Genomic DNA, 25,032 nt, shown 5'->3' with positions numbered 1-25,032 from the left:
GTAATCCACCGAGGGGCCCACGATGACCGCACCCGCACCCCTGACGTACCTGGTCACCGGAGGCGCGGGCTTCATCGGCTCGCACCTCGCCGACGCGCTGCTCGCGCACGGCCATACCGTCGTCGTGCTCGACGACCTCTCCACCGGTGACCGCGCCAACCTCGCCACCGCCTGGCCGGACCCGAGGCTCCGCTTCGTGCGCGGTTCGGTCCTCGACGCCCGGCTCGTCGACGAACTCGTGGGCCGCTGCGACCGGGTCGTGCACCTCGCCGCCGCCGTCGGCGTGCGGCTCGTCGTCGAGCAGCCGCTGAAGTCGTTCACGACGAACGTGCGCGGCACCGAGACCGTCGTCGAGGCCGCCCACCGGCACGGCCGCCCGCTGCTGCTCGCCTCGACCTCCGAGATCTACGGCAAGAACGGCGCGGGCCCGGTCGCCGAGACCGCCGACCGCGTCCTCGGCCAGAGCACCGTCGCCCGCTGGTCGTACGCCACCGCGAAGGCCGCCGACGAGGTCCTCGCCCTCGGCTACCACCGCGAGCACGGCCTGCCGGTGACGATCGCCCGGCTCTTCGACACCGCCGGCCCGCGCCAGTCGCCCGCGTACGGCACGGTCGTGATGCGGCTCGCCGCGCAGGCGGTCGCGGGGCAGCCGCTCACCGTCTACGGGGACGGCACCCAGCGGCGCTGCTTCGCGCACGTCACCGACGTCGTCGACGCGCTGCTCCGGCTGCTCGACCACCCCGGCGCCGTCGGCGAGGTCTTCGACGTCGGCAGCGGCGAGGAGACCAGCATCGGCGACCTGGCGGGCCTCGTCGTGGAGCGCGCGGGCTCGCCGTCGCCGCTGCGGTTCATCCCGTACGAGGAGGCGCACGCGGGGGGCCACGGCTTCGAGGACCTGGCCCGGCGCGTCCCCGACACCCGCAAGCTGCGCGAGCTCACCGGCTGGGAGGCCGGGCACCGGCTCACCGACATCGTCGACGCGGCGCTCCTCGACGCCGGGGGCGGCTTCCCCGGGCCCGCCGCACCCGCGTCCTTCCCGGCCCCGGTCCGGGTGTGAGCGTGCTGTACGGGATCGCGGCCGCCGCGACCGCGCTGCTGCTCGCCGCCGCCCTCACCGCCGCGCTGCGCGCCTTCGCGCTGCGCACGTCCCTCGGCGTCGACCGGCCCGGCGGGCGCAGGGCACACACCCGGCCCACCCCGCGCCTCGGCGGCGTCGCGGTGGCGCTCGCGACGGGCGGGGTCTCGGCGGCGGGCGCCGTCACCGGGCTCGCGCCGCTCGGTTCGACCACCGCCACGCTGCTGCTCGCCGCGGGCGCCGTCGCCCTGATCGGGCTCCTCGGCGACCTGCGGCCGGTGGGGGCGCGGGCCCGGATCATCGTGGAGGCGGGGGCGGCGACCGTCGTCGTGCACGGCACCCAGCTCGGCCTCGTCGTCGGCGGGTTGGCGGTGCTGTGGATCGTCTTCGTGACGAACGCCCACAGCCTGCTCGACAGCTCCGACGGGGCGATGGGCACCGTCGGCGTCGTCACCGCGCTCGGCCTGTGCGTGTGCGCGGGCGCCGAGGGGACCGGCGCGCTCGCTGTCGTCCTCGGGCTGCTCGCCGCCTCGCTGACCGGGTTCCTGATGCACAACTGGCATCCGGCGCGGGTCTTCCTGGGCGACTGCGGCTCGCTGTTCACCGGGTTCCTCATCGCGTGCGCGGCGCTGCTCGTCAACGTCGAGCACGAGGCGTCCGCCTCCCTGGCCTCGCTGTTCGCGCTGACCGTCGTGGCCGGCGCCGACACGGTCCTCGTCCTCGTCTCGCGGCGCAGGGCCGGACGCGGGCTGCTGCGCGGCGGCCAGGACCACATCGCGCACCGGCTGCGCCGCCTCGGCCTGACCGTGCCCGGCGCCGCCGTGGTGCTCGGTGCCGCCGCCGCGCTCGGCACGCTCACCGGGGTGCTGCTGCACCGCGGGACGGCCGGCGTCTCGGTGGTGTGGTGGCTGGGCGGTGCGGCCGCCGTCGCGGTGGGGCTGCTGCTGCGGGTGCCGGTGTACGGGGGGCGGCGCCGGGTGCGGGCCGCCGAGGCGCCCCGGTCCGTCGATCTGGTGCGGGGTTGATGAGCATGGCGGCCGCCCGGGTGGCGCTCGCCGGAGATCCGGTTCGTTCGGGCGGCCTTCAGGAGCCGCGTGCGCAAAGGAGAGCAGGCATGATCCGCATCGGCCGAACCGCTGAACTGGTGCGCCGGCTCGACCAGTACGAGATCGACCTCGTCCTCGACTCGGGAGCGCACCACGGCCGCTTCGGGCGGGGCCTGCGCCGGGCCGGCTACCGGGGGCGGATCGTCTCCTTCCAGCCGTTCGGCGGGCCGCGCGCCAAGGTGCGCCGGTTCGCCGCACGGGACCTGGAGTGGAGCGTCCTGCCGTACGCGCTCGGCGACCGGGACGGCCTGTGGACACGGCGCCTCGACGGGGTGTGGGAGGACGTCGTCGCGCCGGGCGAGCGGATCCTTCTCCAGGTCGAGCACGCGCCCGAACTGCCGGAAGTCCTCGCCGGAGCGGGCGAGTTCGGCGACGACCTGGCCCTCGTACGGTCGGGGGCGGTGCTCGTATGAGGATCGCGCTGGTCCACAGCTTCTACGGTTCCTCCGTGCCCGGCGGCGAGAACGAGGCCGTCCTCGACCAGGCCGCGGCCCTCGGCCGCGCCGGCCACGACGTGCACCTCGTCGCCGCCCGCACCGACGACCTCCAGCACGCGCCCGGGTACGCGGCCCGCTGTGCCGTCACCGTCGCCACCGGGCACGGCCGCAGTCCGGTCTCCGCGCTGAGCGCGCTCGCCCCGGACGTCGTGCACGTCCACAACCTCTTCCCCAACTTCGGCCGCAGCTGGGCCGCCGACTGGACGGGCCCGCTCGTCGCGACGCTGCACAACTACCGGCCGCTGTGCGCCTCCGCGGTCCTGTACCGGGACGGCGCGACCTGCACGAGCTGCCTCGACGGGGACCGGTGGGCGGGCGTGCGGCACGGCTGCTACCGGGGGTCGCGGCTCGCGACGCTGCCGCTGGCGTGGGCGGGCCGGGGCGGCGCCGCCGGGGACCCGCTGCTGCGCCGGGCCGACCGCCTCGCGGTGATCTCGGAGCTGATCGGGGACACGTACGTACGCGCCGGGGTGCCGGCCGAGCGGCTCACCCAGCTCCCCAACTTCGTTCCCCCGCAGGCGAGTTCGCGTCAGAGCGGCGACGGGCCGTGGGTGTACGTGGGGCGGCTCACCCCGGAGAAGGGCATCCTCGATCTGCTGCGCCGGTGGCCCGCGGGGCGCCGCCTCGACGTGATCGGCGCGGGCCCGCTGGAGCGCGAGTGCCGGGCGGCGGCGCCCGCGTCCGTGCGGTTCGCCGGGCCGGTCGAGCGCGGTGCGCTGCGCCGCTCCCTGCCCGGCTACCGGGGCCTGCTGTTCCCGAGCCGCTGGTCGGAGGGGGTGCCCCTGGTCTACCTGGAGGCGCTCGCCGCCGGCCTGCCCGTCCTCGCCTTCGAGGGCGGCTCCGCGGTGCCGCGTGCGGTGCGCGCCGAGGGGACCGGCACCGTCACCCGCTGGGACGCCCCGCTGCCCGCCGCCCTCGACGCGGCCGACCGGATCTTCCCGACCCTGCGCGAGCACTGCCGCGCCGTGTACGCGAAGCAGCACGGGGAGGCCGCGTGGGTCGAGCGGGCGCAGGAGCTGTACGCCGGTGTCGTCGGCGCCGACCGGCGGGCGCGCGCGTGAGCGGGCCGGCGCGGCGGCCGACGTGATGCCGGTGCCGGGCGCGGTGGGCCCGCGCGCGGTCGACTCGTTCGCGCTGCGCACGCCCCTGGTCACCACCCACTGGCCGTGGCACGGGCCCGAATTCGGCTATCTGGACGACGGCCGCAACGCCGCCGTCACCCCCCACGACCAGCACGCCTACGTGGCCGCGGTCGCCGAACTCCTCGCGCGTCCCCGCCGGTTGGCGGGTCTGCGCCGGGCCCGCCGCGCCGACGCGCAGCGGTACACGGTCGAGGGGATGGCGGCTCGGTTCGCGCACGGCGTGGAAGGGCTCCTGCATGGCACTCCGTGATCTCGTCCCGTCCCGCCCCTGGGTGCGGCGCGCCCTGCTCGGCGTCTGTCTGCTCCTGACGGTCGCGCTCGGCGCGGGCGCCTGGGCCTACGCCCGCCTCGACGGCAGCATCCGCACCGACGAGGCCACCGACCGGGCCCTCGACGCCGACCACGGCAGACGGCCCGCCGCGCTCGAGCCCGGCGCACGGAACATCCTGATCATGGGCTCGGACATCGAGGCGACCAAGGACAGCCAGCGCTCCGACACGACGATGCTGCTTCACCTGTCTGCCGACCGGAAGCGGGCCGCCCTGGTGAGCGTGCCGCGCGACCTGATGGTCGACATCCCGGCCTGCCGGCTGCCTGACGGGGAGCGCAGCGAGCCCGAGTACGCGCAGTTCAACTGGGCGTTCGAGCGCGGCGGCGCGGCCTGCGCGATCCGCACCTTCGAGGACCTCACCGACGTCCGCGTCGACCACCATCTCGTCCTGGACTTCACCGGGTTCGAGAACGTCGTGGACGCGCTCGGCGGCGTCGACGTGAAGGTGCACGAGCGGATGCGGGTCCCCGGCGGGAAGGTCGTCCTCCACAAGGGCGAGCAGCACCTCGACGGCAAGGAGGCGCTCGTCTTCGTACGCGGCCGCACGGGCGTCGGCGACGGCAGCGACCTGCAGCGCATCGAGCGGCAGAAGGAGTTCGTACGGGATCTGCTCAAGCAGGTCCGCGAGGCGGGCCTGCTCGACCACACGACCCGGCTCTACCCGGCGCTGCACGCCGTCACGTCGTCGCTCACCGCCGACAAGGGCCTCGACTCGCTGAGCGAGCTGTACGGGCTCGCGGAGGGCGCGGGCCAGGTACCCGAGGGGCGCATGGCCATCGTCACGATCCCGAGCGTGGAGCACCCCGACTACTGGGGGCGCTACATGCCGGTCGAGGACCAGGCGAAGGCGCTGTTCGAGGCCCTGCGCAAGGACGATCCGCTGCCCGCGCACCTCTACAACGCGTACGACCCGGACAACGACGAGCTGTGACCGCCCGGGCCGCATCAGCGCGTGGTGCGCCGCGCCAGCGCCGCCTGCGCCACCGTCACCACGTACGGCGACAGCATGAGGACCGGAGCCCGCATCCCCGCGTGCCGCCGGCAGTACACCCACCACGGCCACACCGGTAGCTCCGGCTGCGACACCCGCCGGCGCAGCGCCTCGCGCACCCCGATGCCGGGTTCGCGCGAGCCGGGCAGGGGCGGGTCGGCCGGGCAGTCGCCGACGTGGCGCGGGGCGACGTACGCGGCGATGCCCGCCTGCCGAGCCCGGAAGCCGTGGTCGTAGTCGCCCATGCCGTGCCGGAACACCTTGTCGATGTCGCCGACCCGGTCGCGCACCGCCCGCGGCAGCAGCACCACGTTGCCGTTGTACGTGTCGCAGGGCTCGGGCCGCCCGGTCGGCTCGACCAGCGCGAGGGCGCCGCCGCGCCGGCGGCGTCCGGAGTACGTGGTGACGCCCTCGTGCCGCACGGCGCCCACGATCACGGCAGCGTCCTCGAACCGGCAGGACACGCGCAGGAGTTGGGCCAGGGCGTCGGGCGCGAGCCGTACGCCGGCATGGAGCCACAGTTGGTGCGTGGGCTCGGGGCTGCCCGCGGCGCGGCTGTTGCGGCTGGCCAGCCGCATGCCGTGGCCCCAGAAGACGTCGGGCCCGACGACGGTCACCTCCGTGCCGGGGTGGGCGCGGCGCACCGCGTCCGGCGTGCCGTCCGTCGAGCCCGCGTCGACGAGGTGGACGCGGACGGTCGTGCCCCGTGGCAGTCCGCGCTGCGCCGCGAGCGCGTCGAGAGCCGCGAGCGTGGTGGCGCACCGGTTGTGGCTGGTCATCAGGACAGCGACCCGGGGCGGCCTGGGCGGCTCCACGTGGGGCTCCTTACGTCGAGCGTGCCGGACATTCAGCACATAAGTCTCTGGCTTCGAGTCCGGGAATCCGCCCAGCGACATGTCCGTGCGGCGGTGGTGGGCGACACGGAGGGGCCCTTCGTACCTGCGCCCGCGATCTCGGCATCTCGTAAAAGAGCTGGTCAGAGCCGTTTTTCCGTCAGGCTGAACATAAGCCCAGGATAAAAGTTGAGTGCAGGCGACTCAGGTCTGTTGACGGGAAGGGGGCGGGTGTTGCAGTCTTGAGTCAGTTCCACTCAAGTATGAGTTCTGGAGGATTTGAAATGGCACGTGCGGTCGGCATCGACCTGGGCACGACTAACTCCGTCGTCAGCGTTCTGGAAGGCGGCGAGCCCACCGTCATCACCAACGCCGAGGGCGCCAGGACCACGCCGTCCGTCGTCGCCTTCGCGAAGAACGGCGAGGTGCTGGTCGGCGAGGTCGCCAAGCGCCAGGCGGTCACGAACGTGGACCGTACGGTCCGCTCGGTCAAGCGCCACATGGGCACTGACTGGAAGATCAACCTGGACGGCAAGGACTTCAACCCGCAGCAGATGAGCGCCTTCATCCTGCAGAAGCTGAAGCGCGACGCCGAGTCCTACCTGGGCGAGAAGGTGACCGACGCGGTCATCACCGTCCCCGCGTACTTCAACGACTCGGAGCGTCAGGCCACGAAGGAGGCCGGCGAGATCGCGGGCCTCAACGTCCTGCGTATCGTCAACGAGCCGACGGCCGCCGCCCTGGCCTACGGCCTCGACAAGGACGACCAGACGATCCTCGTCTTCGACCTCGGTGGCGGCACCTTCGACGTGTCCCTCCTGGAGATCGGCGACGGCGTCGTCGAGGTGAAGGCCACCAACGGTGACAACCACCTCGGTGGTGACGACTGGGACCAGCGCGTCGTCGACTACCTGGTCAAGCAGTTCAACAACGGCCACGGCGTGGACCTGTCCAAGGACAAGATGGCGCTCCAGCGCCTGCGCGAGGCCGCCGAGAAGGCGAAGATCGAGCTCTCGTCCTCGACCGAGACCACGATCAACCTGCCCTACATCACGGCGTCCGCCGAGGGCCCGCTGCACCTGGACGAGAAGCTCACGCGCGCCCAGTTCCAGCAGCTCACGTCCGACCTCCTGGAGCGCTGCAAGACGCCGTTCCACAACGTCATCAAGGACGCGGGCATCCAGCTCTCCGAGATCGACCACGTCGTTCTCGTCGGTGGCTCGACCCGTATGCCGGCCGTCGCCGACCTGGTCAAGGAACTGACCGGCGGCAACGAGGCCAACAAGGGCGTGAACCCGGACGAGGTCGTCGCCATCGGCGCCGCCCTTCAGGCCGGTGTGCTCAAGGGTGAGGTCAAGGACGTCCTGCTCCTCGACGTGACCCCGCTGTCGCTTGGTATCGAGACCAAGGGCGGCATCATGACGAAGCTCATCGAGCGCAACACGACGATCCCGACCAAGCGGTCCGAGATCTTCACGACGGCCGAGGACAACCAGCCGTCCGTGCAGATCCAGGTCTACCAGGGCGAGCGCGAGATCGCGGCGTACAACAAGAAGCTCGGGATGTTCGAGCTGACCGGTCTGCCGCCGGCCCCGCGCGGTGTCCCGCAGATCGAGGTCGCCTTCGACATCGACGCCAACGGCATCATGCACGTCACGGCCAAGGACCTCGGCACGGGCAAGGAGCAGAAGATGACCGTCACCGGTGGCTCCTCGCTGCCGAAGGACGAGGTCAACCGGATGCGCGAAGAGGCCGAGAAGTACGCGGAGGAGGACCACGCCCGCCGCGAGGCCGCCGAGTCCCGCAACCAGGGCGAGCAGCTCGTCTACCAGACGGAGAAGTTCCTCGCCGACAACGCGGACAAGGTCCCGGGCGACGTGAAGACCGAGGTCGAAGAGGCCGTCTCCGAGCTGAAGGAGAAGCTCAAGGGCGACGACTCGGCCGAGATCCGCACCGCCACCGAGAAGGTCGCCGCCGTCTCGCAGAAGCTGGGCCAGGCCATGTACGCCGACGCCCAGGGCGCGCAGGCCGCCGGTGACGCCCCGCAGGCCGACGCCCCCGGCGCCGGCAAGGCCGATGGCGCCGATGACGACGTGGTCGACGCCGAGATCGTCGACGAGGACCGCAAGGACGGTGCCGCGTGACGGAGGAGACCCCGGGCTTCGAGGAGAACGAGAAGCCTGACGTCCCCTCCGGCGCCACCTCCGACGACGCCGAGCCGAAGGCTGCCCCCTCCGAGAAGGAGGGGGCGGCCCCGGCCGGGGACTCAGCTTCCAGCCCTCAAGGCGCCCAAGACGTCGCCCTGACGGCCCAGTTGGACCAGGTGCGCACCGCGCTCAGCGAGCGCACCGCGGACCTTCAGCGCCTTCAGGCCGAGTACCAGAACTACCGTCGCCGGGTGGAGCGGGACCGCGTCACGGTCAAGGAGATCGCCGTGGCGAGCCTCCTGACCGAGCTGCTTCCCACCCTCGACGACATCGGCCGCGCCCGTGAGCACGGCGAGCTCGTCGGCGGATTCAAGTCCGTCGCGGAGTCGCTGGAGACGGTCGTCGCCAAGATGGGGCTTCAGCAGTTCGGCAAGGAGGGCGAGCCCTTCGACCCGACCGTGCACGAGGCCCTGATGCACAGCTACGCGCCGGACGTCACGGAGACGACCTGCGTGGCGATCCTTCAGCCGGGTTACCGGATCGGCGAGCGCACCATCCGCCCCGCGCGGGTGGCCGTGGCCGAGCCGCAGCCGGGCGCGCAGGGCAAGTCCGAAGGCGCTGCCGAGCCGGCCGACACGAAGGCCGACGACACCGGCGACAAGGACAGCGGTGGCCCGGAAGAGGGCTGACGTCATACGCGAGACAGAGGCAAGTGAGGAGGGACGTCGAGGCCGATGAGTACCAAGGACTTCATCGAGAAGGACTACTACAAGGTCCTCGGCGTCCCCAAGGACGCCACGGACGCCGAGATCAAGAAGGCGTACCGCAAGCTCGCCCGGGAGAACCACCCCGACGCCAACAAGGGCAACCCCAAGGCGGAGGAGCGCTTCAAGGAGATCTCCGAGGCGAACGACGTCCTCGGTGACCCCAAGAAGCGCAAGGAGTACGACGAGGCGCGCGCGCTCTTCGGGAACGGCGGCTTCCGCCCCGGACCCGGCGGTGCGGGCGGCGGCTCGTTCAACTTCGACCTGGGCGACCTGTTCGGCGGCGGCGCGCAGGGCCAGGGCGGTCAGGGCGGGTTCGGCGGGGGCATCGGCGATGTCTTCGGCGGCCTGTTCAACCGGGGCGGCGCGGGCACGGGCACCCGTACCCAGCCGCGCCGCGGCCAGGACATCGAGTCCGAGGTGACGCTCAGCTTCACCGAGGCGGTGGACGGCGCGACCGTGCCGCTGCGCATGTCCTCGCAGGCGCCCTGCAAGGCGTGCTCCGGCACCGGCGACAAGAACGGCACGCCGCGCGTGTGCCCGACCTGCGTCGGCACCGGGCAGGTCTCGCGCGGCGGCGGTGGCGGCTTCTCGCTCACCGACCCGTGCGTCGACTGCAAGGGCCGCGGCCTCATCGCGGAGACCCCCTGCGAGGTCTGCAAGGGCAGCGGCCGCGCCAAGTCGTCCCGCACGATGCAGGTCCGCATCCCGGCGGGCGTCTCCGACAACCAGCGCATCCGCCTGCGCGGCAAGGGCGCGCCGGGTGAGCGGGGCGGTCCCGCGGGCGACCTGTACGTCGTGGTCCATGTCGACGCGCACCCGGTCTTCGGCCGCAAGGGCGACAACCTCACGGTCACCGTCCCGGTGACCTTCTCCGAGGCGTCGCTCGGCGGCGAGGTCAAGGTGCCCACGCTCGGCGGCCCCGCCGTCACCCTGAAGCTGCCCCCGGGCACGCCGAACGGGCGGACGATGCGGGCCCGCGGCAAGGGCGCGGTCCGCAAGGACGGCACCCGCGGCGACCTCCTGGTCACCGTCGAGGTGGCGGTCCCCAAGGACCTCACCGACGAGGCCCGTTCGGCCCTCGAGTCGTACGCCAAGGCGACTGAGGACACCGATGTGCGGGCAGAACTGTTCCAGGCCGCGAAGGGAGCCTGAGCCAGATGGACGGCCGTCGACGAAGCAACCCGTACGAACTGACCGACGAGACCCCGGTGTACGTGATCTCGGTGGCGGCTCAACTGTCCGGCCTGCACCCGCAGACCCTGCGCCAGTACGACCGCCTCGGCCTGGTCTCCCCCGACCGCACGGCGGGGCGGGGCCGGCGCTACTCGGCCCGCGACATCGAACTGCTGCGCACCGTCCAGCAGTTGTCGCAGGACGAGGGCATCAACCTGGCCGGCATCAAGCGCATCATCGAGCTGGAGAACCAGGTCGCCGCGCTCCAGTCCCGCGTGGCGGAGCTCTCCGCCGCCGTGGAGGGAGCCGCCGCGGCCATGCAGCAACGTGAGGCGGCGGTGCACGCCTCGTACCGCCGCGACCTGGTCCCGTACCAGGAGGTCCAGCAGACCAGCGCGCTGGTCGTGTGGCGGCCGAAGCGCCCGCAGGACTGAACGCACGTGAAGGCCCCGGAGGTGTCGACCTCCGGGGCCTTCGCGCGTTCCGCCTCCCGCGTACCGGAGGATGGACCCATGACCGAGATCCGTACCCCCCGCCTTCTCCTGCGCCGCTGGCACCCCGACGACGACCTGGGCCCGCTGGCCGAGATCCAGGCCGACCCGGTGGTGATGCAGCACATCGGCGACGGGGAGCCGCGCTCCCTCGACGAGAGCGCCGAGGACATCGAGCGCTGGGAGGAGGAGTGGGACGACGAGGGCTTCGGTGTCTTCGCCGTCGAACTCCTCGGCTCCGGTGAGCTGGCCGGCGCCGTCGGCCTCTACGTCCCCGACGCCCCGCCCCAGGTGGCGGGCCACATCGGCATCCAGTGGCGCCTCGCCCGCGTCTTCTGGGGCCAGGGCTACGCCTCCGAGGCCGCCCAGGCCACGCTGGAGTTCGCCCTCCAGGACCGCGGCATCGACCGCGTCGTCGCCGTCACGGCCCAGGGCGACACCTCGTCCCCGAAGGTCCTGGACAAGCTGGGCATGACCTTCACGGGCGAGGCCGACGGCAACCGCCTGTACGCCATCGATCTGACGGAGTACGAGGGGTAGGCGCGGCCCGGGCGGTCAGCGGGCCGTCGACTCCCAGACGGCCACGGCCAGCGCCGCGCACGAGGTGAGCGCCGCCAGGGAGGGCAGCGGCCAGCGGGCCCGTTCCAGGGAGTCCAGGCGGGCCTCGTGCTCGTCGAGGGTCTTGTCGGTCTGGTCTGCGCGTTGCAGGAGCAGTGCGAGGTTGCCCTGCGTGGTGGCGAAGCCGACGTCGACGGAGCGGCGCAGGCGCTCCAACTCCACGGCCACACCGGCCTGTTCGAGATCGTTCATGAACCGTCCCCCTTGCGCAGCCAGCGCGGCAGCAGCCGGTCCACCTCCGGCAGCGCCATCACGCGGGTGACGGCGGCCGCCACGGCGACGACCCCCGCGAGCGCGGGGATGTCCGCGGCGCCGCCGTCGGCGAGCAGCGGCAGCAGTGCGACGACGGTCTGGAGTGCGGTGCGCAGGGTCCTGCGTGCGGCCTCACTCATCCTCATCACCTCCTCTCCTCAGATGCGGGGGACGCGCAGCCGGTCCCAGCTCGCGCGCCCCGGGACGCCGTCGGCCGCGGCGCCCACGTATCCGAGCCGGCGCTGCCAGGCCGCGTACGAGAGCACGTCCGCCTCGCCCCACACCGGTCCCGGCCCGACGCGGTAGCGGCCGCAGCCCTCCGCCACGAGGCGCTGCCCGACGGCCGTGCACAGCTCGCTGCGGCGCCCCGGCACGAAGAAATCGGCGCCGGGGAAGGGCGCGTACGCGAGCGGAGCGGGGACGGGGCGCAGCCCGAGCCGGGCCTCGACGCGGGTGCGCATGCCGGCCATCGAGAACGACGGGTCGATCTTGCGCCGGGTCCACTCCTTGTGCCCGATGACGCTCGCCGCGGACCAGCCGTGGGCGCGGCACAGGGCGGCGGACACCCGTTCCACGGCGGCGAGTTGGGCGGCCGGGTAGGGGTCCTTGCCGGTGCCCAGGTTCTCGATCTCGAAGCCGTAGAAGTGGGTGTTGCCGTCGACGGCGTCGGGGCCCGGCGGGGTGGGCACCGGGCGTTCGGCGCGTACGGCCTCGTACACGGCGGACGAGCCGGCGCCCGCGTGGTTGGTGCGGCCGTAGCCGACGAGATGGACCGTGCCGTCCTTGGCGATCAGGCCGACGCAGAGCGGTCCTGGCAGCGCGGCGGTGCCGTGGCGGCAGAGGGTGAGGCTGTCGCGGCCCGCGGTGTGGTGCAGCAGGACGCCGTGGACCGGGCCCCAGGGCCCCTTGTGATTGCGGTTGTGGGTCTGCCAGTTGGGGTGCTCGGAGACGCGGACGCCCTCGTCCCGCAGGGCGCGGGCGAGGGCGTACGCGGTCAGGGGTGTGGCCATGGAGGCGGGGCTCCTCACACGTAGGTGACCGTGACGAAGCGGTTGGTGAAGGTGGCGGTGCTGGTGGTGGCGGCCGACTTGAAGGCGAGCGTCACGGTGTACACGGTGTTCGCCGTCAGCCCCGTGACCTGGAACTGGGTCGAGGCCGAGAAGGCGCTCGTACCGGTGACGATCGCCGCCCGGGAGTCGGCCGCGGCGAGTACGGTCGTCGTGCCGTTCTTGACGTTCGCCGACACGTACGTCGCGCTCGCCGCCGAGCTGTTGGCGCGGGCGCCGACCGCGATGAGGACGGCCCCCGACGGTGGTGCGGTGAAGGTGACGGTGTCGGCGGTCGCGCCGGTGAGCGTCTCCACATAGGCCGTCGACGTGGTGGTGCCCGTCGTGGTGCCGGCCTTGTGCAGGGGGCCGGGCGCGAGCTGCGCCCAGAGGGTGCCCGTGTAGTACGTGTACTGCTTGGGCGTGCTGAGCCAGGCGAGCATTCCGGCGACCGGGGCGACGACCTTCGCGTCGCGCGAGGCCGCGTCGGAGAACCGCAGCACGGTCCGGCCGTCGACCGCTTCCGCCAGGGACTGCACGTGCAGCGGAATGTTCGCGGCGTCGGCCGGCTGGGGGTAGGGCAGGCCGCCGAGCGGGGTGAGCTGGGACATCGGGGTTCCTCCTAGTGGGGCAGGGACGGCGGCAGGGTGTCGGCGGTCGAGGCGCCGTCGCCGACCGCCCCGGCCGCGCTGTCGACGGGGACGGGCAGCGCCACGTTCCCGTCGTCGGCCGGCTCCGGGACCGGCTCCTCGGCGGGGAGTTCACTCATGAGGTGCCTCCGGTCGGCGTCAGCAGGGTGCGGTAGGTGAACCCGGCGGCGGTCAGGTCGCCGAGCGTCGGATAGCCCGCGGTGATCTCCGCGTACGTGCGCTGCGTGCCGTACACCGGGTCGACCGGCGGATCGGGGGTGAGTCCGGGGTCGAGCGGTACGCCGTTGTACGCGGTGCCGCGCAGGGTCAGCGTCTGCTGCGGCGCGGCCCCGGCCTGGCACGTGGTGCGGATGCCGACCACCCAGGCGAGGGTGTCGAGCGCGGCGCCGGTGACGTCCACCACCCGTACGACGTCGCCGAGCTGGATGCGCGGATCGTGCAGCACCTCCACCTCGCCGAGCACCGGGACGGGGAAGCGGCCGGCGTCGAGCATGGCGTGCGAGAGGGTGTCGGCGGCCTGCCGGGACTGCACCCATGCGGAGGCGGCGGCCTCGTAGACCTGCCTGCCGTAGTACGCCTGGCTCGTGGTGTTGTACCAGGCGAACGTGCGCTGCTTGGACTGGCCGGAGCGGACCTGCGGGATGATCTGCACCGACGGCTTGCCGTCCTTGGTCACGGTCCACACGGCGGCGGTGCCGTGGTTGATGAACCGCACGACGTAGTCGGGGCCGTCCCGCAGCGAGCTGACGGTGACGCTGCCCTTGACCGAGGTGCCGCCGGTGGCGGCGGAGCCGAAGCGCACCTTGTGGCCGGTGATCGGCGCCGCGTCGTCGTCGATCTGGAGCGGGCCGATGTCGTTCTCGTCCTCGGCGATGGCGTAGCGCACCTCCACCACCGCGCCGGGGTCGATCCTGCGGACCACGGTGTCGGTGACGGTCTCGCCGTTGACGCTCTTGATGCCCGTCCAGTCGGCGTACGGCTGCTGGCAGTAGTTGCGGCAGGCGTCGATCTCCTCGGAGACGGTGAGCCCGGCGATCGAGCGCCGTGTGGTCACCGTCAGGTCGGGGCGCGGCGGCACCGTACGGAACCGGGCGGGCCCGTGCCAGCGGAAGACGCCCTGCTCGTCGAACTCGGCGGTCGACATCGTGGCCCGCGCGATCTCGGTGAGGGCGTCCCACTGCGACCCCGACACCTGAGGGACGTCGTACAGCGGGATGTCGGCCTCGTCGAGGACGGCGCCCTTGCGCCAACGGCCCTTCAGATCCCACTCGTTGCCGTTGTACGAGTCGAGGTCGGACCACGAACGGTCGGTGACCTGGACGCACTCGACGGCCATGTCGGTGGTCAGCTCGACGCGGTGCAGCTCGGACGGCGGCTGGCCGGCGGAGGCGTCCACGTAGGTGCCGGGTCCGCCCGCCAGGTACTCACCGTCGGGTGCCGTCAGACGCGGCTTCACCGACGCCATGACCGACGAGCCGCCCGCCCGGGTGTCCACGGCGAAGCCGAGGTGCCAGGCGCCGCGCAGCGAGGCGAGCTTGCTGAACGTCCAGATGAACAGCCAGCCGGAACCGTCGACCGTGCCCGAGCCGATCTTGACCTGGCCGGTGGAGATGTCGAAGACGCCGGTGTAGTAGCCGTACTTGCCCGCGCTGCGGTCGAAGACCAGCTTCAGCTCCACGATGCTGTCCTTGGCCAGCGCCGTGTTGACGTACATCTCGGCCTGGAACACCTTCCCGGACACGGCGAACCGCGAGCGCGGCATCCACGACACGGCGAGCCGCGCGGCCGCCGGCATCAGCGCCATCTCGTAGGGGGCGCCGTCCCTGATCCAGGAGTACGCGGACGGGTCGGGCAGCGTCTCGGGCTGGCCGTAGGTGGCGTTGAACCCGCCGTGCAGCGAGGCGTACAGCGCGGTGAAGGGCTCGTCCAGGCTCGCCGCGACCGCGGGGGCGCGCGGCGGCGGGCAGGTGTGGATGCCGCCCTGGCGCAGCAGCTCGTCCACGCACCACATGGTGGTCGCCACCGGCCTGCCGTACAGCAACCCGTGGTACGGGCGCGGCAGTTGGGCCGGGCCGCGCAGCCGCTCCGCGCCGTCCAGGGCCTGCACGGTGACGGTGTCGCTGCCGGACGCGGCGCTGCGCGAGCGCACGGTGCCGCGGAAGGCGGGCACGGTGCGACCGGACAGGCCCGCCTCGTGCACCGCGGACTGTCCCGGCCGCACCACGTCGGACGTGGCGCGCGGCGCCCACGCCGAGTACAGGCGCGGCGCGGGGGTGCCGCCGGCGCCGCCGAGCTGCACCTCCAGCTGGGCGGAGGCACTGCCGGAGACCGCGCGCATCGCATCCGGCAGATCGGTGGCGTAGGCCCGCTCGACCTTCCAGGACTGCACCTGCGGGCCGAGTTCGCGGCCGCCGAAGCGGGTGGTGTGGCCCGGCGCGCGCTCGGGTGCGGCGAGTGCGTCGTCGAGCCCGGTGTCGTCAGAGTTCAGCACCGCGCACCTCCACCAGGTCGATGCTGATGTTGCGGTACGGCAGCGGGTTCGCGGGTGCGTCGCCGTACGCGGTCACGCTCATCGCAGGGCAGCCGTCGCCGAGCGCGTACGGGACCGGGGTGTCGCCGACGGTCAGGCAGGCGCCGGCGAGCCCGGCCAGGCCGGTGACGCCGGGGCCGCCGACCGGGGTGACGAAGGCGGCGCCGGCCGGGGCGGTGCCGGTGACGCTCGCGCCGCTGACGGAGGTGGAGCTCAGATACGCGCCGTCGGCGTCCTTCCAGTCGAGCTGGGCGGTGGCGGTCACCGGGCTCCAGTCCGGCGGCACCAGCCACGACACCCGCATCCCGGGCGCCACCGGCCAGCCGGCCCAGGTGCCGTGCCGCCAGCCGATCTTGGTGATGTCCTGGAACTGCGCCACGACGGTGTCGCCGTCGGCCGGGCTGACGACCATCGTGCCGACGATGGTGAACCAGTGGTCGCCGCCGCTGGGCGAGCTGCTCTGCGCGGCGGCCTGGTACGGGTCGAGCAGGTTCACGGACGCCGGGTCGAGCACGGCGAGCGGACCGTACGACGTGGTCGGACTGCCTTGCAGGCCGGGCCCGTTGACGCGGCGGGCGAGCCGGGCCAGGTGCTGGGCGTCGTCCGGCGGCAGCAGGTCCCAGGAGAGCTTGATCCGGCGCGGGGTGCGCGGCGGGGCGACCGTGGTGACGGCGCCCTCCAGGGACTTGAACTCGGTGACGTTCAGGTCGGCGGTGCGGTCCCAGCTCTTGGCGGCCTGGGAGATCTCGCGCAGCAGTCCCGGCTTTCCTATCCACAGGTTTCTGGTCATGTCGTGGGGTTCACCTCCGAGCGAGCTGACGCTGTCCGACCTGGACGGCGCGGGCGATGACCTGGGAGTCCACCGCGACGTGCACGGGCCGCGCGGACATGGCCTCCAGGGCGGCGGCGAGCCGGGCCAGGGTGGCGGCGTTGCCCGGGTGGTGGCCGATCATGCGGCTGAGCTTGGACAGCGGGATGACGGCCTCGTTCTCGCCGCCCTCACCGATGAGCGCGAGCCGGCCGCCGGAGCGGGCCTGGACGACGCCGCCCTCGGCGAGCGTGGGGATGTTCGGGAGCTGCGGGAGGTGGATCCCGAACTCCCTGCCGCCGACGACCGGGACCCAGCCCGGGATCTTGACGTGGATCGAGTTGAGGCCGCGGATCATGGCGTTGATGCCGCCGATGTAGGCGCGCGGCAGCGCCGTGAACCCGTTGACCAGGCCCTTCATGACGCTCTTGATCGGCCCGGCGTGGGACTTGATGGCCCCGGATATCGCGTTCCAGGCCCACTTCACGCCGGCGGCCAGCGCCTTGGACACCTTGTCCATGTTGATGAACTGGCTGATGATCGGCGCGAGCAGCGAGATGACGAGGCCGAGGGCGTTGGCCTTCATCGCGGTGTTGAGGCCCTTCTGGGCGAGGGTGGCGCCCTTGAGCCCCTTGCCGAGCCCGCCCATGGACTTGCCTCCGCCGGTGGCCGTCTTCCCGGCCTTGCCCACGGACTTCTCGACGGCGTCCGACTGGCGCTTCACGTCGCGCAGGGCCGTGTTCGCCTTGCCGGAGGAGGACTTGAGCTTGTCGAGGGAGGACTTGAACGTGTCGGTGGTGGTGCGGGCCTTCTTGACCCCACCGTCCACCTGCGAGGCGGTGGACTTGACCTTGCCGAGTTCACCACGGCCCAGCGCGGCGGATTTCTTCAACTTGCCGAGCGAACCGCTGAGCCCGTCCGATCCGCTCTTCATCTTCGTCAGCCCCGGATCGGCCTGGGCCGTTGCGGACTTGATCTTTCCCACCGCGGTCGAGGCCGAGGCCGTGGAGGACTGGAGGTTCTTCAGGCCGGACGAGGTCTGCGACGCCGCGGTACGCAGCTTGCCGAGACTGGTCGCCGCCTGACCGATTGACTGCTTCAAGTTCACGGTTCCACCTAGGGGTAGTCAGGGGTGGCGCGGTGATCAGGGGCCCGCGGCCGCGGCGGAGACGCCGTCGATGCTGCTCTTCAGGTTGTCCAGCGTGGCGATGGCTTCCTCCGAACTCTTCTTCAGCCGCCCCTTCTCCGCGTCGGCTGCGGCCGCGCGATCTTTCGTCTCCTCGGCGAGTTTCCGCACCGCCTTGAGCGAGATATTGGCGGCACCCTCGGCGTTGCGGATATCCGTACGCAGGGTGCGGACTTCTTCCCGCATTCTTTTCAGGCGTGCCTTCGCGGCGTCCACCTGCTCGCCCGAGGCGCCGTTCTGTTCCAGCTGTGTTACCTCTGCCGTGGCGCGCTCCACGGCAGACACCTTCTCCGCGTGTTTGCCACGGAGAGTCTGGAGGTTCTGCACTTCCGTGGAGAGTTTCGCGTGCGCCTTGATCATCTTTTCCTGGAAGCGCTCTGCCTTTACCTGGAAGTGCTTCGCGGCGTCCGCGTATTTCGCCGCGTAGATCATCTTGCCGCGATAGGAGACGCCCTTTTCATCGATCTTGAAGAGGGAGTAGCCGATGGAGAGCAGGGCCAATCCGGACAGTTCGGCCTTGAGCAGGGTGATGTCACCCTTGATCCCGCTCGAGGTGGTCGAGGCCCCGTACGCTTTGGACTTGGTCCGCTCGTAATCGGCTTTGTTGATCCAGGTGACCTGATCCAGGAAGTTGGCTTCAGGCGGCGTTCCGCCAGTATTTGCCATGACGTTCCGTCTTTCCCGAGTAGATGGCTAGCGAGGAATCCCGTGAATGATGAGATGTGGTACCTGGTTCTGGAAGTCAACGACCTGCGGCCCAACGTGACTTATGTAGAGGGCACGAAGGAGAATGCTCGCGAAGCCGCTCTCCGGTGTGCACGCACATACAACGAGCCGGCCCGCCGCGACTGCGTACGGGAAATTCACCAGATGGGCGAGGACTCCTGGCTCGTGGTGTTCAGGAAGGGCGAGGAACTGCAGGACTACTACACGTTCCGGGTCTCCCTGAGCCGACTTGTGGAGTCCGTGGAGCCCCCGGCGCCGGCCGAGGAAGCCGGGCCGGAGCCGTCGGGCAGGGCGCGGCGGTGGCCGCGCCGCTGAGGGCGCGCGGTCAGTCGCTGAAGAACCGGGTCAATTCAGCGGGACTCGGCCGCTGGAGGGCGGGCTCGGCCTCGGGCGCCGCCGCGGAGGGAGAGTCCTCCGCGCCGGGGCGGGGGAAGGGGGCCGGGTACTCGATCGGATCCGTGTCCTCGTCCCGGTTGACCGTCGCGAACATCCAGTTCGCTTCGGCCAGTTGGTCCGCGATGTGCGCGAGCAGGTGGTCGGTGACGGTCCACTCGGCTGCTTCTCCGACGAGTTCACGGGTGAGTGCGCTGTCCCGTGGCAGGTGCCGCACCAGTACGGCGAGTCGGCGTGTGGTCAGCCGCCCCCGGTACCAGTCCAGCAGGTCCACGCCGTAATGGCGCAGCAGATCGGCCTCGATGGCCTCGGCGTGCTCTTCGACGAGCTCGCCGAGGCTCAGTCTTCCCCCAGGCCGAGACCTGTCTCCTTGCCGTAGGCCTCAAGGATCGCGGCGATGTCCTGCATGGTGACGTCATGCCGCTCGAATCGCGCGAACTGGCTCTCGCCGAGCAGGAGTTGGAGCAGCCCGTCCACGTCGTTGTCGTCGAGGGCGCGCAGCTTGCGGGCGACGCCGCGGCCGAGTTCGGTCGGCAGCTCGAACGTGTCGTCGTCGAGCTGGAAGGTCCAGGCCCGGCCGAGCGCTTCGAGGCGCTGCGCGCGGGCGGCGTTGACGTTGAAACCTGCCATGAGGTGCTCCTGATGGGGAAGTTGAGGAGGACGGGGGAGTGTGGGAGGGGACGGACCGGCGCGCGCGAGCCGCGCGCGCCGGTCCGACTTGTGGTGCCTTTACGCGCCGTTACGCGTAGGCGCCGTCCTTCATCAGCCAGGTCGCCAGCGGCTTCGACGTGTCGTCCTGGGCGTACGCGGTGAAGGTGACGCCGAGCTTCATGGCCCCGGTGCGGGTCATCGAGATCTCCTCGGTCTCGGTGACCTGGCCGCGCGGGACGATCAGCCGGTAGACGACCGCCGCGCCGTTCTGGACGTCGGTGAACTCGATGCCCAGCGAGCGCTCGTCCGCGCCCGGGTTGGTGGTGAGGTCGTACTTGTACGTGCCGGCCTCGGCCGGGGTGCCCGCGGTCGCCGTGGAGCCGCCGCCCATGAAGAACGGCAGGGTGGTCTTGTTGAACTGCATCAGCTGGAACTTCAGCGTCAGCTCGCGGTCGGAGTAGATGTAGCGCAGCGCGCTCACCGACTGCCAGCCGTCCACCTGGTCGATCTTGTCCTTCTTGGCGAGCTTGACGCCGTCGGTGGACGTGTAGCCCAGCTCGGTCCACCCGGTCGGCCACGGCACGCTGGTGTCGGCCGGAGCGGCGATCGGAGTGGCGGCGTTGAAGGCGGCGACGAGCACCTTGCCGGTGCCCGGGACGCGGATCTGGGAGCTGGTGTTCGGAGAGGCCATGGAACGACTCCTTCAGTGGGTCGGGTCAGGTCAGGCGGGACGGATGGAGAGCTGCAACCGGGTCAGGTAGCGGCTGGCGGCCGGCCGGTTGTAGTCGGGCAGCCAGCGCGGCCCCTCGACCTCGGACACGTCGGTGACGACCGCCGTGCCGTAGGCCGTGCCCTGCAACTCGTGCACACAGGCGCGGGCGGCGAGGGCGATGGTGTGGGCGACCGTCTTGTCGGCGGCGTACGCCTCCAGGTCGACCACGGGGTGGTCGAGGTACAGGTCGTCGATCCAGGTCCCGCCGGTACGCGAGACGAGGACGACCTTCTGGGTGCCGTCGAATCCGGCGGGCGGCCGGTTGTCGACCGTCGTGCCCGTCAGTTCGGCCCGGGTCTTCAGGAAGTCGACGACGAGTCGCTCGACGTCGGGAAAGTTCAGTACGGACACATGAAAGCTCCCGTCAAAAGGGGGAGTTGAGGTGTGCTGGGCGGTGTACGCGCAGGCCTGCACGCTCCGGACCACGACCGCGACGAGGGGCCCGGGCAACACGAAGCGGCAGGTCCGCCGCCCGGGGTTCCGGGCGCAGCTCTGCCGCTGCTCCAAGTGTGATCGAGCGGGCCGGATCCCGCAACTCGCCTTGTAAGAGCGGGAGTTGAGGTGCCCGCGCACACGGGGAAGGGCCCGCCGACGGTGATCGTCGACGGGCCCTTCTCCGTGTGGTGCAGGGGGCGCTCAGTGAGCGGCGCGGGGTTCGCGCCCCCGTGCGATCCGCTCCGCCGCGAACACGTCCTCAAGGCGGTACATCAGCCGCCGCCCCTGCTTCCCGGCGGCCTTGAGATGCCCGAGCTGCACCCACTTGCGGATGGTGGCGGGCGCGACGCCGGCTTCGGCGGCGGCGAGTTCGCCGGTGATGAAGCAGCTCACGCGCGGACCTCCTGACGGCACACGGGGTTCACGCACATCACCACGGCCCGCTCCGGCAGGGCCCGCAGGGACACCGAATCGCAGGCGGGGCAGCGCCCGGCGATCCGCACGAGCTGCTCCGGGTCGCCGACGGCGCGCCCGCACCGCGCGGCCATCCGCCGCGCCTCGCTGACCAAGTGGGCGTCCAGGTCCGGGAGTTCGGCGACGCGCCCGGCGAGATCGGCGAGCCGTCGCAGCCGTACGACGACGGGTGCGGGTCGCGCGGGACGCAGCCCGAGCCGTTCGCGCACGGCCTCCTCCAGCTCCACGACCCCGTCGGTGATGTCGCGCAGGGCGTCGGACACGTAGAGCCGGACGGGTGCGCGTCCGCCGCCGGAGGCCGGGCCGCTCCGCTCGCGCAGGGTGCGGCCGGTGGAGGGCGCCAACTCGGCGAGCAGCAGCGGGAATCGCTCGGCCAGGGTGTGCAGCCACAGTTCGGCGTCACTCATCACGCACGCTCCTCTCGGTGGCCCGGAACCGGCACCTCGCGTCCGTTGCGCCACAGCCGTCCGCCGCTCACCCCGTCGAACCAGGTGTGCGCGGGGTCGACGACGGCCTCGCACTCGGCCCGGATCGGACATTGGTTGCACGCTCGCAACGTACGGGCGGCGTCGTCGGGGTCGCGCGTGAAGACGTGGTGCGGGGGGAGGGAGGCGCAGGCGGCCGATCTGCGCCAGTCGAGCTCATCGTCGTATCGAGGAAACCCCCTGGTCAAAGGGGGTTCCGAAGAAGTTGCAGGGCTGAACACGTGCAGCGCCTCCCCACGTATGGGAACATTTGTTCGAGAAAAGCGAACGCGCGATCAGAGTCGCATGATGCGCGCGCGTGCGCAAGCGACTACAGGGAGTCGAGAGCCGGGAGAGGAGGCCGATGTGTGAGCGCCAAGTGGGGCTTCCGCTAGTGGAGTTGCTGTCAAAGTCCCCGTCTGCGTGCGCGCACGCACACCTATCGTGCGTGCGCGCTCGGTACGCTGTGCCCGCGACGAGGGGAGATCAACGTCATGGGCAGCAGTTCGTGGGCGCGGGCCCACACCGACCCGGACCACCGGGACGAAGCGGAGGATGCGGCGCGCGCCGGGCTCGACGCCTTCGCGAGCTGGATCGAGGACCTGATGCGGCAGCGCGGCTACACGATCGACAGCCCGCGCGGCGGCGGGCGTTCGCGCCTGGCCGACGACGCGGGGGTGCACCGGGCGGCCGTCAGCCGGCTGTTGCAGCGGCAGAGCATGCCCGACCTGGAGACCATGCGGCGGCTCGCGGTGGCGCTCGGCGTGCCGCTGCGCGACGTACTGATCCGGTCGGGCCGGCTCTCCGAGGAGGATCTGCCGGTTGGCGGCGCGCAGGAAGGGAATCCAGGGAACGGAGCCACGGAAGGGACGCGTCTGACGCCTGAGGAGGCTGCCCGCAGAATGGGTGTACCGCCCGAATTGCGGGAGACGTTCGTCAGGGTGGCGAAGCAGTTCCTGCCGGGTGGTGACTCGATGAACAGGTGACCGCCCCTGGGGAGGGGCGGAAGGGTGGGGACGCATGGGCCGCGACAGGGTCGACGCAGGTACGAACTCGTCTACGCGCGACACGGGGGACCCGTCGGGCGCGGGCACCGGGGACGGGGTGGCACGCCTCACGGGTGAGCTGCTCGTCGAACTGGGCCGGAAAATAGCGGAGTTCGGCGAACGCGCGGTGCGGATCGTCACCGTCGACGAGATGGAGCGCGAGCAGGTCGTCTGGTTCCGCCTCGGCTGGGAGGAGCACGCCCGCCACGCGGCGGGCGACGCACCGCCGCCGCCCCGGCCCGCCCAAAGTGCCGTCCCCGCACGGCTGTTGGCCTTCCCGGAGCGCGCCCCCGGCTTAGTCGAGGAGCCGCGCCACGACCGTTACGACGCGGCGGATCCCGGCGCGGTGCCTCCGACGACGCCCGACGCGAACGTACGCGACCTCATGCGGCACCGGACCGGCTGGCAGCAGGAGCCGTCCAGCCAGCTCCGCCCCACGGTCCGCCCGCACGCGCGCCCGGCCCCGGAGTAGGGGCCGCGGATGGCCCGTCCCAGGGTGAACACCGCGTTGGCCATGGGGGTTCCGGGCGGGGAGTGGCTCGACGACATGGCGTGCGGGGGAGTGCGCTTCGCCGTGGAGTTCCTGTTCCGGCGCTACGTCGACGGCCCCGGCGCCGGGATCTGGTTCTTCGTGCGTGAACCCGTGAGAATCCCGGAACCCGGGCCGGGCGTCGTGGGCGCGGCGCAGTGGGCGGACGAGTGGCTGACCATGGGCGACGCCGTCGACGCGTACCGCGGGGAGCGGCCGACGAACGCGGTGCGCCGGCTTCTGCGCAAGGATCGCAGGTTCGGGCCCGGCGGGTTCCGCATCGCCCCGGTCCTCGACGAGATCCTCGACTCCGCCGCCCGCCTGGACGGCCCCACGGTCGCCGTGGTGGTCCTGACGGCGTCACCCGACGACGGCGCCGCCTTCCTGGCCACGATGCGGAAGGCCGCCCGGCGCCCCGTCTTCTGGGTGTTCATCGGGGCCGAGGCGTCCCACGAGCGCGTCCTCCCGCTCGGAGTCGTGGACACCCTCGGCAGCCGCCCCGACGACCCCGGCAACTACCTGGTCCTCAAGACGGCGACCTGGACGTCGGAGTTCGGCCGGTGGTGGGTGGCGCGGCGCATCCGGCGGGAAGTGACCCGCTGGCAGCGCGGCGTGCGGGGGACGACGGACGGCTGACCGGCATGCGCCCCCGACAGGCCACCGCCACCCGGCACTGAGCTCATGGAGGTCGCGTGTGATGCTGCGCGCGAGCGGGCGCAAAGGGCTGAGTGATCCCCAAGTGCCCTGTGTCTTCAACCTTGTTCCGTGACAGGAACGGGGCTACCGTCGCGACCCGGTAACCCCGGGGATCATCCGGAAAGGAGGCGGCGATGGCCTACGCGATCGGTCTCGCGCTGATCGTCATCGGCGCCCCGCTGGTCGGCATTGCCGGGAACGTCATAGGTGACAACGTCCACGAGGGCGCCGGGAAGGCGATCTCCATCGGCGGTGTGCTCGCCGTGCTGGGGATCGCCGCCTGGCTCATCATCGGCAGCCTCTGACCGCTTCGGCCGGGGCTACTTCAGCGCGACGCCGTCACCCGTGGCCGTCACCGGGCTCGTCGTGCCCGTACCGGCGAACTTCCAGCGCCAGGTGCCCGCGTAGTTCGCCGTCACCGTCGTCTTCAGCTTGCCCGCGCTGTCGGTCGTGACGGTCTTCACCGTAGAGTACGTCGACGAGCCGGACCTCTTGAACTGGAGGGCCACGGACTGGCCGGTGTAACCGGCGTAGACGTTCGTGTTCCAGTTGGCCCGGGTCAGGGCGCCGGTCACGGTCAGCTTGCCGCCCTGGGTGACGGGCTCGGGGCTCGCGTTCGTCGCGGACAGCTTGGCGTAGCGCTTCACCTTGACCGTCTTGCTGGTTTCGAGGTCGTAGAAGTCCTGGTCGTTGGCGGCGGCCTCCGCGGTGAAGCGCCAGGTCCCGGCCTGGGAGTTCTTCAGGTCGGCGTAGTCGTCACTGTCGTTCGCGTCGAACGAGTACGTCCACGTGCACCGCATCGTCGTGGTCGTCGGCCGCGTGCAGGTCCCGTCGGTCGGGAAGGCGGCGTGCTCGTCGGGGCTGATCACCTTGGGGCCGTAGATGCCCTTGATCCCCGAGTCGTCCTTGGCGGTCGCCACGACGGTCAGGGACTGGGCGGCGCTGACGCCGACGTTCACGGTGGACTTGCTGAACGTCACCGACGTGAACGTGGTGTCGCCCTTCTGCATGTCCGCCTGCGCGGCGGGGGCGAGGAACGCGAGCAGCGCGATGGCGCCGCTGGCGGCGGTGGCGGCCGTACGGATGCGCATGGTTCTCCAGGCAGATGAGCCGGATCTCGGTGTCCCGGTCCGGGCGAGGAGAAGACGTGCGACGGGTCAGCTTGGTTGTACGGCGTACGCGACGAACTCGCCCCGGGCCGCG

At 71.8% G+C, this 25,032-nt stretch carries 34 protein-coding genes; 16 read left to right on the top strand and 18 right to left on the bottom strand.

What is annotated here, in order from left to right; genetic code table 11:
• Window positions 1-22 precede the first annotated feature (22 nt).
• The 6 genes from AB0L37_RS00815 (at window position 23) to AB0L37_RS00790 (ending at window position 5,082) form a co-directional block, all read left to right on the top strand.
• Entirely contained in the window at window positions 23-1,057 is a 1,035-nt protein-coding gene (locus AB0L37_RS00815) for an NAD-dependent epimerase/dehydratase family protein (RefSeq protein WP_365497932.1), read from the top strand.
• Window positions 1,054-2,100, top strand: a complete 1,047-nt coding sequence (locus tag AB0L37_RS00810; RefSeq protein ID WP_365497929.1) for an MraY family glycosyltransferase — start codon at window positions 1,054-1,056, stop codon at window positions 2,098-2,100. Before AB0L37_RS00815 ends, AB0L37_RS00810 begins: the two co-directional genes overlap by 4 nt.
• Window positions 2,101-2,189: 89 nt before the next feature.
• Complete coding sequence (locus tag AB0L37_RS00805) at window positions 2,190-2,594, top strand: hypothetical protein (RefSeq protein WP_365497926.1); 405 nt, start codon at window positions 2,190-2,192, stop codon at window positions 2,592-2,594.
• Window positions 2,591-3,739: a glycosyltransferase family 4 protein gene (locus AB0L37_RS00800; protein ID WP_365497923.1), complete on the top strand. Its 1,149-nt coding sequence runs from the start codon at window positions 2,591-2,593 to the stop codon at window positions 3,737-3,739. The genes AB0L37_RS00805 and AB0L37_RS00800 overlap by 4 nt, the downstream gene beginning before the upstream one ends.
• Window positions 3,705-4,070, top strand: coding sequence for a hypothetical protein (locus AB0L37_RS00795; RefSeq protein WP_365497920.1), 366 nt, complete (start codon window positions 3,705-3,707; stop codon window positions 4,068-4,070). The genes AB0L37_RS00800 and AB0L37_RS00795 overlap by 35 nt, the downstream gene beginning before the upstream one ends.
• Window positions 4,057-5,082 (top strand): LCP family protein, encoded by a 1,026-nt coding sequence (locus tag AB0L37_RS00790; protein ID WP_365497917.1) that lies wholly within the window; start codon window positions 4,057-4,059, stop codon window positions 5,080-5,082. Before AB0L37_RS00795 ends, AB0L37_RS00790 begins: the two co-directional genes overlap by 14 nt.
• A gap of 14 nt (window positions 5,083-5,096) precedes the next feature.
• On the opposite strand, the gene AB0L37_RS00785 is transcribed toward AB0L37_RS00790, so the two are convergent.
• A complete protein-coding gene (locus AB0L37_RS00785) occupies window positions 5,097-5,957 on the bottom strand; it encodes a glycosyltransferase (RefSeq protein ID WP_365497914.1) in 861 nt (286 codons plus the stop codon).
• Between the two features lie 302 nt (window positions 5,958-6,259).
• Between AB0L37_RS00785 and dnaK the strand changes: the two genes are divergently transcribed.
• From dnaK to AB0L37_RS00760, 5 genes are all read left to right on the top strand, one after another.
• The gene (gene dnaK / locus AB0L37_RS00780; protein WP_365497911.1) at window positions 6,260-8,119 is read left to right on the top strand and encodes a molecular chaperone DnaK; all 1,860 of its coding nucleotides are present in this window, start codon (window positions 6,260-6,262) and stop codon (window positions 8,117-8,119) included.
• Complete coding sequence (gene grpE, locus AB0L37_RS00775; RefSeq protein ID WP_365497908.1) at window positions 8,116-8,811, top strand: nucleotide exchange factor GrpE; 696 nt, start codon at window positions 8,116-8,118, stop codon at window positions 8,809-8,811. The genes dnaK and grpE overlap by 4 nt, the downstream gene beginning before the upstream one ends.
• Window positions 8,812-8,856: 45 nt before the next feature.
• Window positions 8,857-10,041 (top strand): molecular chaperone DnaJ, encoded by a 1,185-nt coding sequence (gene dnaJ, locus AB0L37_RS00770; RefSeq protein WP_365497905.1) that lies wholly within the window; start codon window positions 8,857-8,859, stop codon window positions 10,039-10,041.
• A 5-nt stretch (window positions 10,042-10,046) separates the two neighbouring features.
• A complete protein-coding gene (locus AB0L37_RS00765) occupies window positions 10,047-10,496 on the top strand; it encodes a helix-turn-helix domain-containing protein (RefSeq protein ID WP_255978107.1) in 450 nt (149 codons plus the stop codon).
• Between the two features lie 78 nt (window positions 10,497-10,574).
• The gene (locus AB0L37_RS00760) at window positions 10,575-11,093 is read left to right on the top strand and encodes a GNAT family N-acetyltransferase (RefSeq protein WP_365497901.1); all 519 of its coding nucleotides are present in this window, start codon (window positions 10,575-10,577) and stop codon (window positions 11,091-11,093) included.
• Window positions 11,094-11,108: 15 nt separating this feature from the next.
• On the opposite strand, the gene AB0L37_RS00755 is transcribed toward AB0L37_RS00760, so the two are convergent.
• From AB0L37_RS00755 to AB0L37_RS00715, 9 genes are read right to left on the bottom strand one after another with little or no spacing between them, the layout of a single operon-like run.
• A complete protein-coding gene (locus AB0L37_RS00755; protein ID WP_365497898.1) occupies window positions 11,109-11,363 on the bottom strand; it encodes a hypothetical protein in 255 nt (84 codons plus the stop codon).
• Complete coding sequence (locus AB0L37_RS00750) at window positions 11,360-11,563, bottom strand: hypothetical protein (RefSeq protein WP_365497895.1); 204 nt, start codon at window positions 11,561-11,563, stop codon at window positions 11,360-11,362. The genes AB0L37_RS00755 and AB0L37_RS00750 overlap by 4 nt, the downstream gene beginning before the upstream one ends.
• Window positions 11,564-11,581: 18 nt before the next feature.
• Window positions 11,582-12,433 (bottom strand): peptidoglycan-binding protein, encoded by an 852-nt coding sequence (locus AB0L37_RS00745; RefSeq protein ID WP_365497892.1) that lies wholly within the window; start codon window positions 12,431-12,433, stop codon window positions 11,582-11,584.
• Window positions 12,434-12,447: 14 nt separating this feature from the next.
• Window positions 12,448-13,080, bottom strand: a complete 633-nt coding sequence (locus tag AB0L37_RS00740) for a hypothetical protein (RefSeq protein WP_365497889.1) — start codon at window positions 13,078-13,080, stop codon at window positions 12,448-12,450.
• Window positions 13,081-13,091: 11 nt separating this feature from the next.
• Window positions 13,092-13,238 (bottom strand): hypothetical protein, encoded by a 147-nt coding sequence (locus AB0L37_RS00735; protein WP_365497886.1) that lies wholly within the window; start codon window positions 13,236-13,238, stop codon window positions 13,092-13,094.
• Window positions 13,235-15,610 (bottom strand): hypothetical protein, encoded by a 2,376-nt coding sequence (locus AB0L37_RS00730; protein ID WP_365497883.1) that lies wholly within the window; start codon window positions 15,608-15,610, stop codon window positions 13,235-13,237. The genes AB0L37_RS00735 and AB0L37_RS00730 overlap by 4 nt, the downstream gene beginning before the upstream one ends.
• The gene (locus AB0L37_RS00725) at window positions 15,597-16,439 is read right to left on the bottom strand and encodes a hypothetical protein (protein ID WP_365497880.1); all 843 of its coding nucleotides are present in this window, start codon (window positions 16,437-16,439) and stop codon (window positions 15,597-15,599) included. The genes AB0L37_RS00730 and AB0L37_RS00725 overlap by 14 nt, the downstream gene beginning before the upstream one ends.
• Before the next feature lie 10 nt (window positions 16,440-16,449).
• Complete coding sequence (locus tag AB0L37_RS00720; protein WP_365497877.1) at window positions 16,450-17,565, bottom strand: hypothetical protein; 1,116 nt, start codon at window positions 17,563-17,565, stop codon at window positions 16,450-16,452.
• Window positions 17,566-17,601: 36 nt separating this feature from the next.
• Entirely contained in the window at window positions 17,602-18,309 is a 708-nt protein-coding gene (locus AB0L37_RS00715) for a hypothetical protein (RefSeq protein ID WP_365497874.1), read from the bottom strand.
• Window positions 18,310-18,513: 204 nt separating this feature from the next.
• Here AB0L37_RS00715 and AB0L37_RS00710 point away from each other — a divergent pair, with 204 nt between their 5' ends.
• A complete protein-coding gene (locus tag AB0L37_RS00710; RefSeq protein ID WP_365497871.1) occupies window positions 18,514-18,684 on the top strand; it encodes a hypothetical protein in 171 nt (56 codons plus the stop codon).
• Between the two features lie 10 nt (window positions 18,685-18,694).
• On the opposite strand, the gene AB0L37_RS00705 is transcribed toward AB0L37_RS00710, so the two are convergent.
• The 7 genes from AB0L37_RS00705 to AB0L37_RS00675 all read right to left on the bottom strand — a co-directional run bounded on the left by AB0L37_RS00705 (window position 18,695) and on the right by AB0L37_RS00675 (window position 21,800).
• Window positions 18,695-19,036, bottom strand: a complete 342-nt coding sequence (locus tag AB0L37_RS00705) for a hypothetical protein (protein WP_365497868.1) — start codon at window positions 19,034-19,036, stop codon at window positions 18,695-18,697.
• Window positions 19,037-19,101: 65 nt separating this feature from the next.
• On the bottom strand, window positions 19,102-19,392 hold the full coding sequence (locus tag AB0L37_RS00700; RefSeq protein ID WP_365497865.1) for a hypothetical protein: 291 nt from the start codon (window positions 19,390-19,392) through the stop codon (window positions 19,102-19,104).
• A gap of 109 nt (window positions 19,393-19,501) precedes the next feature.
• Complete coding sequence (locus AB0L37_RS00695) at window positions 19,502-20,104, bottom strand: phage tail protein (RefSeq protein WP_365497863.1); 603 nt, start codon at window positions 20,102-20,104, stop codon at window positions 19,502-19,504.
• Between the two features lie 30 nt (window positions 20,105-20,134).
• Window positions 20,135-20,536 (bottom strand): hypothetical protein, encoded by a 402-nt coding sequence (locus tag AB0L37_RS00690; protein ID WP_365497860.1) that lies wholly within the window; start codon window positions 20,534-20,536, stop codon window positions 20,135-20,137.
• A 285-nt stretch (window positions 20,537-20,821) separates the two neighbouring features.
• Complete coding sequence (locus AB0L37_RS00685) at window positions 20,822-21,013, bottom strand: helix-turn-helix domain-containing protein (protein ID WP_365497857.1); 192 nt, start codon at window positions 21,011-21,013, stop codon at window positions 20,822-20,824.
• Window positions 21,010-21,501 carry a hypothetical protein gene (locus AB0L37_RS00680; RefSeq protein ID WP_365497854.1) on the bottom strand — a complete coding sequence of 164 codons (492 nt, stop codon included), beginning with the start codon at window positions 21,499-21,501 and terminating at the stop codon, window positions 21,010-21,012. The genes AB0L37_RS00685 and AB0L37_RS00680 overlap by 4 nt, the downstream gene beginning before the upstream one ends.
• Window positions 21,501-21,800, bottom strand: a complete 300-nt coding sequence (locus tag AB0L37_RS00675) for a WhiB family transcriptional regulator (RefSeq protein ID WP_365497851.1) — start codon at window positions 21,798-21,800, stop codon at window positions 21,501-21,503. Before AB0L37_RS00675 ends, AB0L37_RS00680 begins: the two co-directional genes overlap by 1 nt.
• Before the next feature lie 363 nt (window positions 21,801-22,163).
• Here AB0L37_RS00675 and AB0L37_RS00670 point away from each other — a divergent pair, with 363 nt between their 5' ends.
• The 4 genes from AB0L37_RS00670 to AB0L37_RS00655 all read left to right on the top strand — a co-directional run bounded on the left by AB0L37_RS00670 (window position 22,164) and on the right by AB0L37_RS00655 (window position 24,134).
• Window positions 22,164-22,544, top strand: coding sequence for a helix-turn-helix transcriptional regulator (locus tag AB0L37_RS00670; RefSeq protein WP_365499161.1), 381 nt, complete (start codon window positions 22,164-22,166; stop codon window positions 22,542-22,544).
• 34 nt (window positions 22,545-22,578) lie between these two features.
• Window positions 22,579-23,076 carry a hypothetical protein gene (locus AB0L37_RS00665; protein ID WP_365497848.1) on the top strand — a complete coding sequence of 166 codons (498 nt, stop codon included), beginning with the start codon at window positions 22,579-22,581 and terminating at the stop codon, window positions 23,074-23,076.
• 9 nt (window positions 23,077-23,085) lie between these two features.
• On the top strand, window positions 23,086-23,769 hold the full coding sequence (locus AB0L37_RS00660) for a hypothetical protein (protein ID WP_365497845.1): 684 nt from the start codon (window positions 23,086-23,088) through the stop codon (window positions 23,767-23,769).
• A gap of 194 nt (window positions 23,770-23,963) precedes the next feature.
• A complete protein-coding gene (locus tag AB0L37_RS00655) occupies window positions 23,964-24,134 on the top strand; it encodes a hypothetical protein (RefSeq protein ID WP_365497842.1) in 171 nt (56 codons plus the stop codon).
• A 15-nt stretch (window positions 24,135-24,149) separates the two neighbouring features.
• Here the strand turns inward: AB0L37_RS00655 and AB0L37_RS00650 are convergent, their stop codons facing one another.
• Complete coding sequence (locus AB0L37_RS00650; RefSeq protein WP_365497839.1) at window positions 24,150-24,920, bottom strand: calcium-binding protein; 771 nt, start codon at window positions 24,918-24,920, stop codon at window positions 24,150-24,152.
• Window positions 24,921-25,032 lie beyond the last annotated feature (112 nt).

It is taken from the genome of Streptomyces sp. NPDC052225, from assembly GCF_040679615.1.
GTDB lineage: Bacteria > Actinomycetota > Actinomycetes > Streptomycetales > Streptomycetaceae > Streptomyces.
Note: the sequence above shows the minus strand (reverse complement) of the source record. Positions and strands in the feature narration are given on the sequence as shown.

What these genes read in the sequence shown, in the direction of transcription:
- AB0L37_RS00815 (WP_365497932.1), top strand. Translation starts at nt 23, where the DNA reads ATGACCGCACCCGCACCCCTGACGTACCTGGTCACCGGAGGCGCGGGC.
- AB0L37_RS00805 (WP_365497926.1), top strand. Translation starts at nt 2,190, where the DNA reads ATGATCCGCATCGGCCGAACCGCTGAACTGGTGCGCCGGCTCGACCAG.
- AB0L37_RS00800 (WP_365497923.1), top strand. Translation starts at nt 2,591, where the DNA reads ATGAGGATCGCGCTGGTCCACAGCTTCTACGGTTCCTCCGTGCCCGGC.
- AB0L37_RS00790 (WP_365497917.1), top strand. Translation starts at nt 4,057, where the DNA reads ATGGCACTCCGTGATCTCGTCCCGTCCCGCCCCTGGGTGCGGCGCGCC.
- dnaK (WP_365497911.1), top strand. Translation starts at nt 6,260, where the DNA reads ATGGCACGTGCGGTCGGCATCGACCTGGGCACGACTAACTCCGTCGTC.
- dnaJ (WP_365497905.1), top strand. Translation starts at nt 8,857, where the DNA reads ATGAGTACCAAGGACTTCATCGAGAAGGACTACTACAAGGTCCTCGGC.
- AB0L37_RS00765 (WP_255978107.1), top strand. Translation starts at nt 10,047, where the DNA reads ATGGACGGCCGTCGACGAAGCAACCCGTACGAACTGACCGACGAGACC.
- AB0L37_RS00760 (WP_365497901.1), top strand. Translation starts at nt 10,575, where the DNA reads ATGACCGAGATCCGTACCCCCCGCCTTCTCCTGCGCCGCTGGCACCCC.
- AB0L37_RS00755 (WP_365497898.1), bottom strand. Translation starts at nt 11,363, where the DNA reads ATGAACGATCTCGAACAGGCCGGTGTGGCCGTGGAGTTGGAGCGCCTG.
- AB0L37_RS00750 (WP_365497895.1), bottom strand. Translation starts at nt 11,563, where the DNA reads ATGAGTGAGGCCGCACGCAGGACCCTGCGCACCGCACTCCAGACCGTC.
- AB0L37_RS00745 (WP_365497892.1), bottom strand. Translation starts at nt 12,433, where the DNA reads ATGGCCACACCCCTGACCGCGTACGCCCTCGCCCGCGCCCTGCGGGAC.
- AB0L37_RS00740 (WP_365497889.1), bottom strand. Translation starts at nt 13,080, where the DNA reads ATGTCCCAGCTCACCCCGCTCGGCGGCCTGCCCTACCCCCAGCCGGCC.
- AB0L37_RS00735 (WP_365497886.1), bottom strand. Translation starts at nt 13,238, where the DNA reads ATGAGTGAACTCCCCGCCGAGGAGCCGGTCCCGGAGCCGGCCGACGAC.
- AB0L37_RS00725 (WP_365497880.1), bottom strand. Translation starts at nt 16,439, where the DNA reads ATGACCAGAAACCTGTGGATAGGAAAGCCGGGACTGCTGCGCGAGATC.
- AB0L37_RS00715 (WP_365497874.1), bottom strand. Translation starts at nt 18,309, where the DNA reads ATGGCAAATACTGGCGGAACGCCGCCTGAAGCCAACTTCCTGGATCAG.
- AB0L37_RS00710 (WP_365497871.1), top strand. Translation starts at nt 18,514, where the DNA reads ATGGGCGAGGACTCCTGGCTCGTGGTGTTCAGGAAGGGCGAGGAACTG.
- AB0L37_RS00700 (WP_365497865.1), bottom strand. Translation starts at nt 19,392, where the DNA reads ATGGCAGGTTTCAACGTCAACGCCGCCCGCGCGCAGCGCCTCGAAGCG.
- AB0L37_RS00695 (WP_365497863.1), bottom strand. Translation starts at nt 20,104, where the DNA reads ATGGCCTCTCCGAACACCAGCTCCCAGATCCGCGTCCCGGGCACCGGC.
- AB0L37_RS00680 (WP_365497854.1), bottom strand. Translation starts at nt 21,501, where the DNA reads ATGAGTGACGCCGAACTGTGGCTGCACACCCTGGCCGAGCGATTCCCG.
- AB0L37_RS00670 (WP_365499161.1), top strand. Translation starts at nt 22,164, where the DNA reads ATGCGGCAGCGCGGCTACACGATCGACAGCCCGCGCGGCGGCGGGCGT.
- AB0L37_RS00665 (WP_365497848.1), top strand. Translation starts at nt 22,579, where the DNA reads ATGGGCCGCGACAGGGTCGACGCAGGTACGAACTCGTCTACGCGCGAC.
- AB0L37_RS00660 (WP_365497845.1), top strand. Translation starts at nt 23,086, where the DNA reads ATGGCCCGTCCCAGGGTGAACACCGCGTTGGCCATGGGGGTTCCGGGC.
- AB0L37_RS00655 (WP_365497842.1), top strand. Translation starts at nt 23,964, where the DNA reads ATGGCCTACGCGATCGGTCTCGCGCTGATCGTCATCGGCGCCCCGCTG.
- AB0L37_RS00650 (WP_365497839.1), bottom strand. Translation starts at nt 24,920, where the DNA reads ATGCGCATCCGTACGGCCGCCACCGCCGCCAGCGGCGCCATCGCGCTG.